Source organism: Enterobacter sp. E20 (assembly GCF_000801755.2).
In the GTDB taxonomy this organism is placed as follows: domain Bacteria; phylum Pseudomonadota; class Gammaproteobacteria; order Enterobacterales; family Enterobacteriaceae; genus Enterobacter; species Enterobacter asburiae_B.
This window is the reverse complement of record NZ_CP012999.1, coordinates 4,659,234-4,675,487: the sequence shown is the minus strand read 5'-3', so window position 1 is coordinate 4,675,487 and position 16,254 is coordinate 4,659,234. Positions and strand designations below refer to the sequence as shown.

Genomic DNA, 16,254 nt, shown 5'->3' with positions numbered 1-16,254 from the left:
TCAACACTCAGATCATCCCGATGACAGGAGATGTCTGATGCAAGATCCCGTTTTACGACTCGAAACCACGACGGTAGACGTGGTGATCAAAACCCATCCGTTCGCCGAAATTCTCTACTGGGGGCCTCACCTTCAGCACTTTTCGCCGCAGGATGTTGCTACGCTCGCGCGTCCTGTTGCCAACGGCAGGCTTGACGTCGACTCCCCGGTCACGCTGATGACCGAGCTGGGGCATGGTCTGTTTGGTTCGCCTGGCATTGAGGGTCATCGCCAGGGGCTGGACGGTTCCCCGGTGTTCAAAACCACGCAGGTGCAGCAGGACGTAAACACCCTGACGATTACCGCCGAAGATGAGCATGCGGGCTTGCGCCTGACCAGCGAGCTGGTGCTGGATGCCAGCGGCGTGCTGGTGGTTCGTCACGGTTTAACGAACCTGAAAGCGATCCCCTGGCAGGTTGACCGTTTCGCCGTCACGCTGCCGGTGGCCGAGCGCGCGCAGGAGGTAATGGCCTTCCACGGACGCTGGATCAGGGAGTTTCAGCCGCACCGCGTTAAGCTTGAACATGATAGCTTCGTGATTGAAAACCGTCGGGGTAAAACTTCCCATGAGCACTTCCCGGCGCTGATTGCCGGTACGCCGTCGTTCAGCGAAATGCAGGGCGACGTCTGGGGCGTGCATCTGGGCTGGAGCGGTAATCACCGCCTGCGCGCTGAAGCGAAAACCGACGGTCGTCGCTATCTCCAGGCCGAAGCGCTCTACCTGCCGGGTGAAATGGCGGTTGAGGAGGGCGATACGCTCTGGACGCCGCGCCTGTACGCCAGCTACTCCACGCAGGGCCTGAACGGCATGAGCCAGCCGTTCCATCGCTACCTGCGCAACAACGTCATCCGCTTCCCGGAAAACAAACCGCGCCCGGTGCACCTCAATACCTGGGAAGGGATCTACTTCAACCACGATCCGGACTACATCAAGCGCATGGCCGACGAGGCTGCCGCGCTGGGCGTGGAGCGCTTCATCATTGATGACGGCTGGTTCAAAGGCCGTAACGACGACCATGCCGCGCTGGGCGACTGGTATCTGGACGAGAAAAAATACCCGAACGGCCTGACGCCGGTGATCGACCACGTCAAACGGCTCGGCATGGAGTTTGGCATCTGGGTTGAGCCGGAGATGATCAACCCGGATTCAGATTTGTACCGCGCGCATCCTGACTGGGTACTGGCGCTGCCGGGCTATCCCCGTGCGACCGGACGACACCAGCTGGTGCTCAATCTCAGCATCCCGGAGGCCTTTGATTACCTGGTGGAGCGCATGAGCTGGCTGCTGGGCGAGCATGCGGTCGACTACGTGAAGTGGGACATGAACCGCGAGCTGGTGCAGCCTGGACACAACGGTAAAGCCGCCGCCGACGCTCAGACCCGTCAGTTTTACCGCCTGCTGGACGTGCTGGGCGAACGCTTCCCGCATATTGAGTTTGAATCCTGCTCCTCCGGCGGCGGGCGCATTGATTATGAGGTACTGACCCGCAGCCACCGCTTCTGGGCGTCCGACAACAACGACGCGCTGGAGCGCAGCACCATCCAGCGCGGCATGAGCTACTTCTTCCCGCCGGAGGTGATGGGCGCGCATATCGGTCATCATCAATGCCACGCCACCTTCCGCCAGCATAGCATCCAGTTTCGCGGGCTGACGGCTCTGTTTGGCCATATGGGGCTGGAGCTGGATCCGCTCACCGTGGACGCACGGGAGCGCGAAGGCTATCGCCATTACGCCGCGCTGCACAAGCAGTGGCGGGAGGTCATTCATCGCGGCACCCAGTGGCGAATTGATATGCCGGACGCCACCACGCTGGCGCAGGGTATTGTTAGCGAAGATAAGGCGCAGGGGCTGTTTATGGTCAGCCAGCTCGCGATGCCGGACTACAGCCTGATGATGCCGCTGCGCATGGCGGGGCTGGAGGCCAGCGCGCGGTATCGCGTCACGCTGCTCGATCACCCGAATATTCAGATTACGGGTGAAGGAGGGCACACCATGCGCAAGCTGCCGGCGTGGATGGAAACGCCGCAAACGGTGAGCGGCGAGTGGCTGATGCAGGCGGGCATTGCGCTGCCGATTCTGGATCCGGAAACCGCCATTCTGATTGGCGTCGAACGCGTGTAAGGGTGACGGGCCGGGGAACCGGCCCTCCGTTGAGGATAAAAATAATGAACACAACAACCTGTACCCACAAAGACAACCCTAACTTCTGGATCTTTGGGCTGTTCTTCTTTCTCTACTTCTTCATTATGGCCACCTGCTTTCCGTTCCTGCCGATTTGGCTGTCGGACATCATCGGCCTGAATAAAACCCACACCGGGATTGTCTTCTCCTGCATCTCGCTGTCGGCTATCGCCTTCCAGCCAGTGCTGGGCGTAATTTCGGACAAGCTGGGGCTGAAAAAACACCTTCTGTGGATCATCGCGGTGCTGCTGTTTCTGTTTGCGCCGTTCTTCCTGTACGTCTTCGCGCCGCTGCTGAAAGCCAATATCTGGCTGGGCGCGCTGAGCGGCGGGCTGTATATCGGTTTTGTATTTTCGGCCGGATCGGGGGCGATTGAGGCCTACATTGAGCGCGTGAGCCGCAACAGCTTCTTTGAGTACGGCAAGGCGCGGATGTTTGGCTGCCTCGGCTGGGGCTTGTGCGCCTCAACGGGCGGCATCCTGTTCGGCATCGATCCGTCGTACGTTTTCTGGATGGGATCGGGAGCGGCATTTCTGCTGATGCTGCTGCTGGTGGTGGCGAAGCCAAAGCCCAACCAGACGGCGCAGGTCATGGATGCCCTGGGCGCGAACCAGCCGCAAATCACCGCCAAAACCGTGTTCAACCTGTTCCGCCAGCGCAGAATGTGGATGTTTATCCTCTACGTAATTGGCGTGGCCTGCGTGTATGACGTTTTCGACCAGCAGTTTGCCACCTTCTTTAAAACCTTCTTCGCCACGCCGCAGGAAGGAACCCGCGCCTTTGGTTTCGCAACGACTGCGGGGGAAATCTGTAACGCCATCATTATGTTCTGCTCGCCGTGGATCATTAACCGCATCGGCGCGAAGAACACGCTGCTGATCGCCGGGGTGATTATGGCGACGCGCATTATCGGCTCCTCGTTCGCCACCACCGCCGTGGAGGTGATTGCCCTCAAGATGCTGCACGCGCTGGAAGTCCCGTTCCTGCTGGTGGGCGCATTTAAGTACATCACCGGGGTGTTTGATACCCGACTGTCAGCGACTATCTATCTGATCGGCTTCCAGTTCGCCAAGCAGTCGGCGGCCATTTTCCTCTCCGCTTTTGCCGGGAATATGTATGACCGGATCGGCTTCCAGGAGACGTATCTGATGCTGGGCTGTTTCGTGCTGGCGATTACGGTGGTGTCGGCGTTTACGCTGAGCAGCAGGCAGGAGATCGCCGCCGCCGCGGGGGCAGCAGCGTTAACACATCAGTCCAGGTAAAAGACCTCTTTCAGCGCGGTACTCACCGGGCTGTTATCCGGGTTCGACGGCATGACGTCGCCCATATGTTTCCACCAGCGCTGGCAGACGTCGGTATTCGCTACCGCGCTCCAGCGCTCCTCCGATTCAATCTCTACGGTCGCGAACAGCAGGCTGCGGGCCCTATCGAGATAAATGGCGTAGTGGTGTGCGCCGTGGTCTTTCAACACCTTTTCCAGCTCCGGCCAAATTGGATTGTGGCGGCGCGCGTACTCCTCGTGCGCGTCCGGGTTGACCTGCATCACAAAGGCTTTGCGGATCATAGTGCCTCCAGGTACAGCTCGCGGACCTCATCGCGGCTGGCGGCGCGCGGATTGCATGGCGCACACGGATCGGCGAGCGCTTTATCCAGCCAGCCTTCAATGTCGGCTTTGGTCACGCCGAGCTGGCTAAAGCCCGCAGGGATGCCGACGCGAGCGCTCAGGTCGCGAATAGCCTGAATGGCGGACATGCTGGCGGCTTCATCGCTCATGCCGCGGGTATCGACGCCCATCGCCTGCGCCACGCGGGCAAAACGCGCGACCGCGTTCGGGCGGTTAAAGCTTTCGACGATCGGCAGCAGGATGGCGTTGCATACGCCGTGCGGCAGGTTGTGCGTCGCGCCCGGCTGGTGCGCCAGGGCATGCACAAGGCCGAGACCCGCACTGTTAAACGCCATGCCCGCCAGATACTGACCAAATGCCATCTGCTCGCGCGCCTCAAGGTTATGACCGTCTTCGACCGCTTCCGGCAGCCACAGGTTGATCAGGCGAATTGCTTCCAGCGCGTTGGCGTCGGTGAGCGGGTGCGCGCCAACGGACACGTAGGCTTCAATGGCGTGGGTCAGGGCATCCATACCGGTTGCGGCGGTCACGGAGGCGGGAATATCGAGCATCACGCTGGCATCGTCTACGGCGATGTCCGGGATGATGTTCGGGTCGATAATCACCTCTTTCACCTGCCGCGCGGAGTTGATGATCACCGCATTGCTGGTCATCTCCGCCGCGGTGCCTGCGGTGGTATTAATTGCCACCAGCGGCACGCCCGCATTTTTCACCTTGCCGATGCCGGAATAATCGGTTGAGGGGCCGGGGTTGGCGGTGAGGATTTTGATCGCCTTGGCGGTATCAATCGGGCTGCCGCCGCCGAAGGCAATCACGTAATCACACTCCGCGTCCCGGTAAGCCGAAATTCCTTTTTGCACAAGCGCTTCCGTCGGGTTCGGGAACACCTCATCGAACAGGTGATACGACATCTGATGGGCGTCCAGCGCGGTAAACAGGCTGTCGAGCAGACCCAGCTTTACCAGCTGGCCGTCGGTGACAATCAGCGCTTTTCCCCACTGTTTGTTCGCTACCAGGTTGACCATATCGCCGATTGCGCCCGCGCCGTGAAGGCTGATTTTTGGAAGCGCCAACATAAAGCTCATGATAATTCTCCTTAACGATCAACGTTTTTCCTGCGAAGGCGTTATGCGTATAAATCCAGCGCGGATTGCAGCGGACTCACGCCAAAGCGCTTGCCGAGGGCGATGAGTTCTTCCCGGGAAATGGTCTGCTTCATGCCGCCCATGGAGAACACCTTCACCAGCACTTCCGCTGATTTCTCGGCGGTGTCGATCAGGCCAAAGGTTTCATCCAGCGTTGGGCCGCTGCCGAACACGCCGTGGAACGGCCACAGCACCAGAGCATGTTTTTGCATATCAACGGCGGTTGCCTGGCCGATTTCGTCGGTACCCGGCACCATCCACGGCAGAATGCCCACGCCGTCCGGGAACACCACCAGACACTCGGTACTGCCTTCCCACAGCTTGCGGGTGATGAAGTCGGCGCTGTTTTCCAGCACGTAGGTCAGGGCGATCAGGTTGGTGGCGTGGCAGTGCATGATCACGCGGTCTTTGCCGTTCGTCGCCCTGATGCGCTCGCAGTGGGAGAGGAAGTGAGCCGGCAGTTCGGAGGTGGGCACCGCCTCGTCGGTCAGGCCCCACAGTATGTGGTAGCCCGCGCCGTCGCTGTCCACTTTCACCACGCCGAGGTTGGCCTCCGGGTCGAGCTGGACGTTACGGAAGAACTTGCCGGAACCGGTGACGATAAACGGCGTGTTGGCGAGCAGCGGCATCGGCTGGCTCAGCGCGATATAGCGCGGCTTCTGGTGGAAATCGGCCACGAACGGTTCAATATCCGCGTCGTCCAGGCGCAGCGTCAGGTTGCCGCCGTTGCGCTCGTCCCAGCCTTTCAGCCAGGCGTCGGAGGTGGCTTTGATCATGCCCTGGACGAACCAGGAAGTGGTGATGGTCTGCATAGTCTTCATTTTCCAGTTATCGCGGTGAGGTTGAACCCTCACCCCGGCCCTCTCCCACAGGGAGAGGGGGTAAAAGTTCCCTCTCCCTGTGGGAGAGGGTTAGGGTGAGGGCAAAATTACCCGCGCTGACTCAACACGTCTTTCTCGTATGCCCGCACGTTGTCCAGCCACTGGCTGCCCGCCGGGGCGTCGTTACGCTGACAGTACATCTCCCACACCGCCTGCCACGGCAGGGATTTCTGCTCTTCCAGCAGCGCCAGACGGGCGGTGTAGTCGCCGTTAGCCTCCAGTTGTTTCAGCGCGGCGACAGGCTCCAGCAGCGCGCGCAGCAGGGCTTTCTTCATGTTGCGGGTGCCGATAACCCACGCTGCGATGCGGTTGATGGAAGCATCGAAGAAGTCGAGGCCGATGTGTACGCGGTCAAAGAGGTCGTGACGGATGATTTCGCTGGCAATCGCCTGGGTTTCGTCATCCAGCAGCACCACGTGATCGCTGTCCCAGCGCACCGGACGGCTGACGTGCAGCAGCAGGCGCGGCACGTAGAGCATGGCGGCGGAGATTTTGTCTGAGATCACCTCGGTCGGGTGGAAGTGGCCGGCATCCAGACACAGCGCGGTCTGGCGGCTGGTGGCGTAACCCATGTAGAACTCGTTCGAGCCCACGGTGTAGCTCTCGGCGCCAATGCCGAACAGCTTGCTCTCTACGGCGTCGATGTGGTGCGCCGGGTCCAGCTTCTCGCTGATGGCCTCATCCAGCGCGGCCAGCAGGCGCTGGCGCGGGGCCAGACGGTCGACGGTGATATCCTTCATGCCGTCCGGGATCCAGATGTTCATCACCGACGGCGTGCCGAGCTGCTCGCCGAAATAGGCCGAAACGCGGCGGCTGGCCTTCACGTGGTCGATCCAGAACTGGCGGATGTCGTCGTCCGCGTGGGCGAGGGTAAAACCGTCCGCGCTCAGCGGATGTGAGAAACAGGACGGATTAAAGTCCAGGCCCAGCCGGTTGGCTTTGGCCCACTCCACCCAGTTCTTAAAGTGTTCCGGTTTGATTTCGTTGCGCGCCACCGGCTCGTCGGATTCGAGATAAATCGCATGCAGGTTCAGGCGTTTTGGCCCCGGGATCAGGCTCAGCGCCAGCTCCAGGTCGGCGCGCAGTTCGGTCGCGTTACGCGCTTTGCCCGGGTAGTTACCGGTGGCCTGAATACCACCCGTCAGGGAACCGCCTGGATTCTCGAAACCGGCGACGTCATCGCCCTGCCAGCAGTGCATGGAGACGGGCAGACGGTCGAGCTGGCGCAGCGCCTCGTCGACATCCACGCCGACGGCGGCGAAACGCTGTTTAGCCAGGCCCCAGGCTTGTTCTAATTGAGTTGTCATGCGCAAAGCTCCTTAGTCAGTCGGTTTTGCTGAAACTGCGCCCGAAAGCGAGCAATTTCACGGCAGGGATTGGGGGTGAAGGTGGTCAGGCTGGCGTTAGCCGCCACCACCGAACGGAAGTCGTCAACGCTGGAAAGTTCGTCCAGGGTCATCAGCTGAATGCCGATATTCCCGAGCGTGGAGGCCTCCACGGGACCCGCCACCACGGTGATGCCGCAGGCATCGGCGCAGAGCTGGTTCAGCAGCTGGTTCTGGCAGCCGCCGCCCACGATATGCAGCTGGCTGAACGGTTTTCCGCGAAGGCTCGCCAGCTCGCTGAGGATGTCGGCATACAGCAGGGCGAGGCTGTCAAAAATGCAGCGCGCCAGTTCTGAAGGGCTCGACGGCACCGGCTGCCCGCCCTCAACGCAGGCGGCCTGAATTTCGGCGCTCATGTGCGGCGGGTTGATAAAGCGGTCATCGTTCGGGTTGATCAGGAACGTGCAGGCCTTCAGCTTCTCGGTTTCGGCGATAAGCGCGGGCAGGTCGGTAATGTTCTGCTCTTTCAGCACCCGCTGGAGCAGCCACAGCCCCATGATGTTTTTCAGTACGCGGTAGCGGCCTTCGGCACCGCCTTCGTTGGTAATGTTTGCCGCCATCGCGGCATCGCTGGCGTACGGGGTTTTGCTCTCAAAGCCCATCAGCGACCAGGTGCCGGACGAGAGGTAAGCCGCGTCTTTGCTTGCAAGTGGGGACGCTATTACCGCGCTGGCGGTATCGTGGCTGGCGACGGCAACGACAGGGATTGCGTTCCCCTGGGGGCAAATCCAGTGACCGATCACGTTACCCGGGTGGGTGGGTGTGCCGAACCAGGAAGGCGACGCCCCCGTCCAGGCCAGCAGATGTTCATCCCAGCTATCCGAGTTGATGTTGACCAGCTGCGTGGTGGTGGCGTTGGTATATTCCCAGTTCATGTTGCCGGTCAGGCGATAGCTCAGGTAGTCCGGGATCAGCAGCGCATGGGCCACGTCCGCGACCAGCTCCGGCTGTTGCTCGACCAAAGCACGCAGCTGATAAAGCGTGTTAAACGGCAGAAACTGAATGCCGCTGCGCCCGTAGATGTTGTCCTTGCCAAGCTGGGCGATCGCGTTCGCCATCAGGCCGTCGGTGCGGCTGTCGCGATAAGAAACCGGCAAGCCGACGCGCTCGCCATGGCTATCAAGCAGAACGAAGTCCACGCCCCAGGTATCAATGCCGATGCTGTCGATGCGAATGCCGTCGTTGCAGACGTTGTTCAGACCGGTACGGATCTCCGCCTCCAGGGCATCGATATCCCAGGTATCAAAACCGTCCTGCTTTTGCAGGCAGTTGGCGAAACGGTGCATTTCGCGAAGCGAAAGCGCGTGCTGCTCACGGTCCCAGCTCGCGAGCATTACGCGGCCGCTGGATGCGCCTAAATCGACAGCCACACAATGGCGAAAAGTCATGGTCGGGTCCTTTCTTAAGTCATTAGCGGTGAGTGTAAAAAAGGGAAGAAAAAGTCACCTTCTCACCACTGACAGGCCAAATCTCGCGCTGGCAAGAAAGCAAAGGTGAATGTGAGGGCGTTCACAGTTTCCAGCAGTGACGGGATGCTCAGGCTGTGTGACGCTGAGCGCATTTCCCGATCTTTCCCCCTGTTTCTTGAAAAATGGACAGCTTTTGCGAGGTTTACTGCCAAAAATTGAAGGTGAGTGTGGGAGGCCTTAATTACTATTTTGAGAACATTTTTCATTGGTGGGGGCCGTTATGACCGTACTGCACTGCGTGGATTTTTTTCCTTCAGGAGGTTCGCCTGTCGCGATTGAGCCACGGCTTCCTCAGGCTGCGTTCCCGGAGCATCATCATGATTTTCACGAAATTGTGATTGTTGAGCGCGGGACGGGTATTCATGTTTTCAATGGCCAGCCTTATACCATCAGCGGCGGTACGGTGTGCTTCGTGCGCGACCACGACCGGCACCTGTATGAACATACCGACAACCTGTATCTGACGAATGTGCTTTACCGTTCCCCGGACGCGTTCCAGTTTCTTTCGGGGCTGAGCCAGCTGTTGCCCCAGGAGCAAGACGGACACTATCCGTCGCACTGGCGGGTGAATCAGTCCATCCTGCAGCAGGTGCGTCAGCTGGTGAGCCAGATGGAGAAGAGCGAGGACGGGCAGGAGACGCACGCCATTGCCACGCGCGAACTGCTGTTTATGCAGCTTCTGGTGCTGCTGCGCCGCAGCAGCCTGGTGGAAGGGCTGGAAGATAACAACGCGCGCCTGAACCATCTGATGGCCTGGCTGGAAGATCATTTTGCCGAGAATGTCTGCTGGGAAACCCTTGCGGATGATTTTTCCCTGTCGTTGCGTACCCTGCATCGCCAGCTTAAACAGCACACCGGACTGACGCCGCAACGCTACCTTAACCGACTGCGCCTGATCAAAGCGCGTCATCTTTTACGTCATACCGACGATAGCGTCACGGATATTGCCTATTGCTGCGGTTTTGGCGACAGCAATCACTTTTCAACGCTGTTTCGCCGGGAATTTAACTGGTCTCCGCGCGATATTCGCCAGGGAAAAGACGCGATGCTTCAGTAACGCGAGGGCAGTCACCGTTTTATTTCCGCAAAAAAGCTAATAGTGTCAGGTTATTCGGCGTAGAGGTCGTGGTGTGGCTGCTCAGTTAATTCTTCGCAAAGATGATTTTTTTGCCTCCGCGAGTCAGGCCGTCACGGTGGCCGATCGCTACCCGCAGGACGTCTTTGCCGAACATACCCACGAGTTTTGCGAGCTGGTGCTGGTTTGGCGCGGTAACGGCCTGCACATCCTCAACGACCGTCCCTACCGCATCACGCGCGGAGACCTGTTCTACATTCGCGCGGATGATAAACACTCCTACGCCTCGGTTAACGACCTGGTGCTGCAAAACGTTATTTACTGTCCGGACAGGCTCAAGCTTAACGTGGACTGGGCCGCGAGCGTTCCGGGCTTTCTTGATGCTAAAGGTTCTCCGCACTGGCGCTTAAGCAGTAGCGGCATGGCTCAGGTACGGCAGGTTATTTCTCAACTGGAGCAGGAGAGCCAGAAGAACGACCCCGTGGCTAACCAGCTGGCGGAGTTGCTTTTCGCCCAGCTGGTGATGACGTTGAAGCGCCATCGTTACGCCACTGATAACCCCTCCGCCACAACGCAGGAAGCGCTGCTGGATAAGCTCATCACCCGGCTTGCGGGCAGCCTGAATAAAAACTTTGTACTGGATAAATTCTGCGAGCAGGAACAGTGCAGCGAGCGCGCGTTGCGCCAGCATTTCCGCACCCTGACCGGGATGACGGTAAACCACTACCTGCGCCAGCTGCGCATCTGCCATGCACAATATCTCCTCCAGCATACGGAGTGGATGGTCAGTGATGTGGCAATGCGCTGCGGCTTTGAGGACAGTAACTACTTTTCAGTGGTGTTTAACCGCGAGGTGGGGATGACGCCGGTACAGTGGCGTCATCGCAGTCGAAAGGGGGCGTAATCAGTTTGCCATGCCGAGGCCGACGATATTGGCAGCGATAATAATCACCACGCAGCCGAGGCTCAGTACGCCAACCGGACGACGTCCGGCGTTCGTCCACTCTTTCAGCACCAGCCCAACCAGCCCGCCGCAAAGTACGTAGAAACTCATGTGCAGCATCCAGCTTATATAGTCGTATTGCGCCGGAATGCTGGCGTGGCCCCAGGCGTAGAAGAAGAACTGCAAATACCACATCAGGCCGCCCAGAGCGGAGAGCAACACGTTGGTGATGATGAGCGATGTTGCCAGCGAGAAATCGGTTTTTACCGACAGGTTTTTTACTTTTGCCAGACGAATGAAGCAGAAGCCCAGGTTAACCATCGCGCCGCCACCCATAATCACGACATAGCTTGGCAGCGCAACGTACAGCGGGTCGACGCCCAGCGCGGCAGCCGCTTCGTGCATCGGTTTGGCGGCGTTCATCGCGAACGACATGCCGGCCGAGAAAATGCCGCACATCACCGCCAGCAGCAGACCTTTCTTCAGGTTAAAATCTTCAGCTTTAATGCCCATCTTGCGCTCTTTCAACTGCCCCGCACGCGTCACAATTCCTACGCCAATGACCGCCACCAGCACGCCCAGGAGCGTCATCCGCCCACCCTGAGTATTAATAAGCACGTCGAAGTTGCCGTTGAGAATTGGCGTCATCAGGGTACCGACGATCAGCGTGATGCCAATCGCGATACCAATCCCCATCGACATGCCGAGATAACGCATGGTGAGGCCATAGTTGATGTTGCCGACGCCCCACATCGCGCCGAACAGGAACACCGGCAGCAGGGTGGCGGCGCTGAAGGAGGAGAAGTAGCCCCAGAAATCGGGCAGCAGCATGGCGCTAATGGTCCAGGGCAAAATCAGCCAGGACACGATACCGCCAACGGACCACATGGTTTCCCATGACCAGCCTCTCACTTTTTTAAACGGAGCATAGAAACAGGCTGCACTGGCAGCGCCTATCAAATGCCAGAAGATACCCATCGTAATCGCATGATTCATTTTTACACCCTCATCGTTTTTATCGTCAGTGGCTTCCCACCGACTTGAGGAGTGTAAAAATTAGGCGGTTTGGGGACCTTCAGAAGGTTGCCGCAGATGTGTTCTGGATGGCAATCAGCACGTTAACCGCGTGAGCAGACTCACAATTTCGCGATTAATCGAAAAACGAATAACCTTATAAAAACTACGGCATTGATAATCATTTTCAATATCATTTAATTAACTATAATGAACCAACTGCTTACGCGGCATTAACAGCTGTGCCGCCCGACAATAATGGAGAGGATTATGAGTTATACACTGCCATCCCTGCCGTATGCCTACGACGCACTGGAACCGCATTTCGACAAGCAGACGATGGAAATCCATCACACTAAACACCACCAGACCTATGTGAACAACGCGAACGCCGCGCTGGAAAGCCTGCCAGAGTTCGCTAACCTGTCTGCTGAAGAGCTGATCACCAAGCTGGACCAGCTGCCAGCGGACAAGAAAACCGTTCTGCGTAACAACGCTGGCGGCCACGCTAACCACAGCCTGTTCTGGAAAGGCCTGAAAACCGGTACCACCCTGCAGGGCGACCTGAAAGCGGCTATCGAGCGCGACTTCGGCTCCGTTGACAACTTCAAAGCGGAATTCGAAAAAGCCGCTGCAACCCGTTTCGGCTCTGGCTGGGCGTGGCTGGTTCTGAAAGGCGACAAGCTGGCGGTGGTTTCTACTGCTAACCAGGACTCCCCGCTGATGGGTGAAGCGATTTCTGGCGCATCCGGCTTCCCAATCCTGGGTCTGGACGTGTGGGAACACGCTTACTACCTGAAATTCCAGAACCGTCGCCCGGACTACATCAAAGCCTTCTGGGACGTGGTGAACTGGGACGAAGCAGCAGCGCGTTTCGCCGCTAAAAAATAAGGTTGCATTGACGCCTGTGAGAAGCGAGTCTTATGACTCGCTTTTTTTGTATCTGCGTAATGGAGGCAGCAATGCATTACCCGGTGAACGTGTTTACAGGCAAGGTAAGGGAGTACGACGGCAGCCGCCCGAGTGCCATCGCCAAAATTCAGGTCGACGGTGAGCTGACGTTAACCGACCTCGGGCTTGCGGGTGACGAGCAGGCCGAAAAGAAAATTCACGGCGGGCCCGATCGCGCGCTGTGCCACTACCCGCGTGAACACTATCAGCACTGGAAAACCGAGTTTCCCGAGCAGGCGGACCTCTTCGTCGCCCCCGCGTTTGGGGAGAATCTCTCCACCGAAGGGCTCACCGAAAAGAACGTGTTTATCGGTGATATCTACCGCTGGGGCGATGCCCTGATTCAGGTGACGCAGCCACGCTCGCCGTGCTTCAAGCTCAACTACCACTTCGGTATTCAGGATATGTCGGCCCAGCTGCAAAAAGCGGGTAAAACCGGCTGGCTGTATCGCGTGGTGCAGGCGGGGCAGGTTTCAGCGGACGCGCCGCTTGAGCTGGCGTCGCGCCTGAGCGATGTGTCTGTTTATGACGCCTGCGCCATTGCCTGGCATATGCCGTTTGACGACGAACAGTATCACCGCCTGCTGTCGGCGGCGGGATTATCCATCAGCTGGACAAGAACGATGCAGAAGCGGCGTTTAAGCAGCAAGATCGAGGATAATTCGCGGAGATTGTGGGGGAAATAGTCCTCGGCAGAAAGTAGGCCGGGTAAGGCGAAGCCGCCACCCGGCACTAACAGCTACGAACGCTTATACAACGGTAGCCAAAGCGTTAACCGTAGCCCACCCAGCGGGCTGTCGTCGGCTTTCACCCAGCCGCGGTGCTGCTGCATGGCGGTTTCAACAATCGCCAGACCCAGTCCCGTACCGCCCGATTCCCGATCGCGCGCCTCATCGGTACGATAGAACGGACGGAAAATCTGCTCGCGGTCTTCCGGGCTCACGCCAGGGCCGTCGTCATCGACAATAACGGTGATCCCGTCTTTATCCACCGAGAATGCCACCTCAATCTTCGTATGCGAGTAGCGCAGGGCGTTACGCACGATGTTCTCCAGCGCGCTTTCCAGCGTGTTGGGGTTACCGTACAGCGGCCACGGGCCCGGCGGGAAGTTGACGGTAAAGGATTTACCCATCTGTTCCGCTTCGAACGCCGCGTTGTCCAGCACCTCGTGCCAGAGGTGATTGGCTTTCACCGTTTCGCTCACCAGCGCGTTTTTCTGCTGATTGCGCGACATGACCAGCAGGTCGTTGATCATGCTGTCCAGGCGGTGCGCTTCCGTTTCAATACGCTCCAGCTCTTTGCTCTCACCGCTGCGGCGGCGCAGCAGCGCGGTGCCAAGCTGCAAGCGCGTAAGCGGGGTACGCAGCTCGTGCGAGATATCCGACAGCAGACGTTGCTGTGCGGTCATCATACGATCGAGGGCGCTCACCATCTGGTTAAAACTGGTTCCGGCGGCAAGGAACTCCTGCGGACCTGCTTCCAGTTCAGGGTGTTGTCGCAGGTTACCCTGCGCCACTTCATCGGCGGCATTCTTTAGCTTACGCGCCGGTTTTGCCAGGCTCCACGCCAGCCATAACAGCAGCGGTGAGCTGACCAGCATGGTGACAATCAGCAGCAGGAGAGGGCGGTCAAACAGCAGGTTGATAAAATCAGACTGGGAGTTGCTCGCCGGACGGATCAGGTAGAGCTGATAATTATCCTCTCCGTCCCTGACGGAGAAAGGCCCTACCATCTCTACGCGGCCATATTTCTTCTTCTGGGGATGATCGGCATTATCCGCCTGGCCAATGAAGTTGCGGATAATCTGCATTTCATTGCGATCGGCCCCAATCACGCGGCCTTCGCTGGTCACCAGCAGCAGGCGTTGTCCGGGCGGCGCCCACTTGTCGATAGCGCGAAACAGCCTGCGCCACCACATTAAATCGTTTGGCGGATCGTTTGCCAGCTCGGCTTCCACGTGCTGCTCGATCATCACGCCCTGACGTTGCTCGCTGTCGAGAAGCTCCGTCATCTGGCGTGAGTCGAGTTTTGGCAACATCAAAACGAGCATTAAAACCAGTGCCAGCGTCAGCCAGAAGATGGCGAAGATGCGGGCGGTTAAGCTTCCTATCATGAAGCGGAAACCATCAGATAACCGCGACCACGCAGGGTTTTAAACCATGGGTGACCGTCTTTACGCTCCGGCAGCTTACGGCGCAGGTTAGAGATGTGCATGTCGATGGCGCGGTCAAACGGGGTGAGGCGTTTGCCCAGCACTTCCTGGCTTAGATGTTCACGCGAAACCACCTGGCCGAGGTGCTGCGCCAGCAGATACAGCAGGGTGAACTCCGTGCCGGTCAGTTCCAGCGTCTGGCCATCAAAGCTTGCTTCCTGACGGCCCGGGTTCAGGCTCAGGGAGTCGACTTCAAGAGTAGGCGAGCTGTTGTCGGTATTTTGCTGCTGCTCGCTCCAGTGGGAACGACGCAGGATAGCGCGAATACGGGCAACCAGTTCACGGTCGTTAAACGGCTTGGGTAAATAGTCATCCGCGCCCAGCTCAAGGCCGAGTACGCGGTCAAGTTCGCTGCCGCGTGCGGTCAGCATAATAACGGGAGTCTGGTGTGTCTGGCGAAGCTCTTTCAACGTATCAATACCGTTTTTCTTCGGCATCATCACGTCGAGCAAAAGTAAATCGATGCTGTCGTCAAGGAGACTCAGCGCCTGCTCGCCATCATGGGCAACCAGGACGTTGAAACCTTCCATGTCGAGCAACTCCTTTAAAAGGGATGTGAGCTCTCGGTCATCATCAACTAACAGGATTTTATTCATTGTTTAAATACCTCCGAGGCAGAAATTACGACATCAAGGCTGTCTAATCCATGACTTTACGTTGTTTTACACCCCCTGACGCATGTTTGCAGCCTGAATCGTAGACTGTCTCTCGTTGAATCGCGACACGAAAGATTTTGGGAGCAAGTGATGCGCAAAGTTACCGCTGCCGTCATGGCCTCAACGCTGGCGTTCAGTGCGTTTAGCCAGGCTGCTGAAGCTATCATCAGCGATAACAGTCCCTTACAAGAGGGCGCAACGCAGAACAGCAGCCAAAGCCATATGTTTGACGGCATAAGTTTAACCGAACATCAGCGTCAACAGATGCGAGATCTGATGCAGAGGGCACGACACGACCAGCCCCCTGTTAATGTTAGCGAAATGGAGACAATGCATCGCCTTGTCACCGCAGAAAATTTTGACGAAAGCGCTGTACGCGCTCAGGCCGAAAAAATGGCACAGGAACAGGTTGCCCGCCAGGTAGAGATGGCGAAGGTCCGCAACCAGATGTTCCATCTGCTAACGCCCGAGCAGCAAGCGGTTTTGAATGCCAGACATCAGCAGCGAATGGACCAGCTGCGTGAGGTTGCACGGATGCAGCGAAGCTCAGAAACGACATTTTTCAGTAGCAATAGCAGTACCCGTAGTAACCAGTAAACCCTGTTTTCCTTGCCATAGACACCATCCCTGTCTTCCCCCACATGATGTGGGGGTTTTTTTTGCCCCGCATCCGTGTTG

General features: G+C 58.1%; 15 protein-coding genes. 7 read left to right on the top strand and 8 right to left on the bottom strand.

Going from position 1 to position 16,254, the window contains the following annotated elements; translation table 11 throughout:
- Nucleotides 1–37: 37 nt before the first annotated feature.
- Nucleotides 38–2,161, top strand: a complete 2,124-nt coding sequence (locus NI40_RS21865; protein WP_045143069.1) for an alpha-galactosidase — start codon at nucleotides 38–40, stop codon at nucleotides 2,159–2,161.
- Between the two features lie 44 nt (nucleotides 2,162–2,205).
- Nucleotides 2,206–3,483 (top strand): MFS transporter, encoded by a 1,278-nt coding sequence (locus tag NI40_RS21860; RefSeq protein WP_055703389.1) that lies wholly within the window; start codon nucleotides 2,206–2,208, stop codon nucleotides 3,481–3,483.
- On the opposite strand, the gene rhaM is transcribed toward NI40_RS21860, so the two are convergent.
- The 5 genes from rhaM to rhaB all read right to left on the bottom strand — a co-directional run bounded on the left by rhaM (nucleotide 3,471) and on the right by rhaB (nucleotide 8,644).
- Nucleotides 3,471–3,785, bottom strand: a complete 315-nt coding sequence (rhaM, locus tag NI40_RS21855) for an L-rhamnose mutarotase (protein WP_039264198.1) — start codon at nucleotides 3,783–3,785, stop codon at nucleotides 3,471–3,473. The two genes, NI40_RS21860 and rhaM, sit on opposite strands and share 13 nt — an antisense overlap.
- Complete coding sequence (gene fucO, locus NI40_RS21850) at nucleotides 3,782–4,930, bottom strand: lactaldehyde reductase (RefSeq protein WP_039264199.1); 1,149 nt, start codon at nucleotides 4,928–4,930, stop codon at nucleotides 3,782–3,784. The genes rhaM and fucO overlap by 4 nt, the downstream gene beginning before the upstream one ends.
- A 41-nt stretch (nucleotides 4,931–4,971) precedes the next feature.
- The gene (rhaD, locus tag NI40_RS21845; RefSeq protein WP_039264200.1) at nucleotides 4,972–5,802 is read right to left on the bottom strand and encodes a rhamnulose-1-phosphate aldolase; all 831 of its coding nucleotides are present in this window, start codon (nucleotides 5,800–5,802) and stop codon (nucleotides 4,972–4,974) included.
- Between the two features lie 116 nt (nucleotides 5,803–5,918).
- Nucleotides 5,919–7,178, bottom strand: a complete 1,260-nt coding sequence (gene rhaA / locus NI40_RS21840; protein ID WP_039264201.1) for an L-rhamnose isomerase — start codon at nucleotides 7,176–7,178, stop codon at nucleotides 5,919–5,921.
- Nucleotides 7,175–8,644 carry a rhamnulokinase gene (gene rhaB, locus NI40_RS21835; RefSeq protein ID WP_039264202.1) on the bottom strand — a complete coding sequence of 490 codons (1,470 nt, stop codon included), beginning with the start codon at nucleotides 8,642–8,644 and terminating at the stop codon, nucleotides 7,175–7,177. Before rhaB ends, rhaA begins: the two co-directional genes overlap by 4 nt.
- Nucleotides 8,645–8,945: 301 nt before the next feature.
- On the opposite strand from rhaB, the gene rhaS reads away from it, so the two are divergent.
- Both rhaS and rhaR read left to right on the top strand, forming a co-directional pair.
- Nucleotides 8,946–9,782, top strand: coding sequence for an HTH-type transcriptional activator RhaS (rhaS, locus tag NI40_RS21830; protein WP_039264204.1), 837 nt, complete (start codon nucleotides 8,946–8,948; stop codon nucleotides 9,780–9,782).
- Nucleotides 9,783–9,855: 73 nt separating this feature from the next.
- Nucleotides 9,856–10,704, top strand: a complete 849-nt coding sequence (gene rhaR, locus NI40_RS21825; protein WP_039264205.1) for an HTH-type transcriptional activator RhaR — start codon at nucleotides 9,856–9,858, stop codon at nucleotides 10,702–10,704.
- Here the strand turns inward: rhaR and rhaT are convergent, their stop codons facing one another.
- Entirely contained in the window at nucleotides 10,705–11,739 is a 1,035-nt protein-coding gene (gene rhaT / locus NI40_RS21820; protein ID WP_039264206.1) for an L-rhamnose/proton symporter RhaT, read from the bottom strand. It lies immediately after the preceding gene.
- 288 nt (nucleotides 11,740–12,027) lie between these two features.
- On the opposite strand from rhaT, the gene sodA reads away from it, so the two are divergent.
- Together sodA and yiiM are read left to right on the top strand one after the other, a co-directional pair.
- Nucleotides 12,028–12,648: a superoxide dismutase [Mn] gene (gene sodA, locus NI40_RS21815; protein ID WP_004203668.1), complete on the top strand. Its 621-nt coding sequence runs from the start codon at nucleotides 12,028–12,030 to the stop codon at nucleotides 12,646–12,648.
- 71 nt (nucleotides 12,649–12,719) lie between these two features.
- Nucleotides 12,720–13,394: a 6-hydroxyaminopurine reductase gene (gene yiiM, locus NI40_RS21810; RefSeq protein ID WP_032662712.1), complete on the top strand. Its 675-nt coding sequence runs from the start codon at nucleotides 12,720–12,722 to the stop codon at nucleotides 13,392–13,394.
- Nucleotides 13,395–13,447: 53 nt separating this feature from the next.
- Here yiiM and cpxA read toward each other — a convergent pair whose 3' ends face one another.
- Both cpxA and cpxR read right to left on the bottom strand, forming a co-directional pair.
- The gene (cpxA, locus tag NI40_RS21805) at nucleotides 13,448–14,821 is read right to left on the bottom strand and encodes an envelope stress sensor histidine kinase CpxA (protein ID WP_023309731.1); all 1,374 of its coding nucleotides are present in this window, start codon (nucleotides 14,819–14,821) and stop codon (nucleotides 13,448–13,450) included.
- The gene (cpxR, locus tag NI40_RS21800; protein ID WP_006179159.1) at nucleotides 14,818–15,516 is read right to left on the bottom strand and encodes an envelope stress response regulator transcription factor CpxR; all 699 of its coding nucleotides are present in this window, start codon (nucleotides 15,514–15,516) and stop codon (nucleotides 14,818–14,820) included. Before cpxR ends, cpxA begins: the two co-directional genes overlap by 4 nt.
- A 150-nt stretch (nucleotides 15,517–15,666) precedes the next feature.
- Between cpxR and cpxP the strand changes: the two genes are divergently transcribed.
- Nucleotides 15,667–16,173, top strand: coding sequence for a cell-envelope stress modulator CpxP (cpxP, locus tag NI40_RS21795; RefSeq protein ID WP_032662714.1), 507 nt, complete (start codon nucleotides 15,667–15,669; stop codon nucleotides 16,171–16,173).
- The last annotated feature ends 81 nt before the right edge of the window (nucleotides 16,174–16,254 follow it).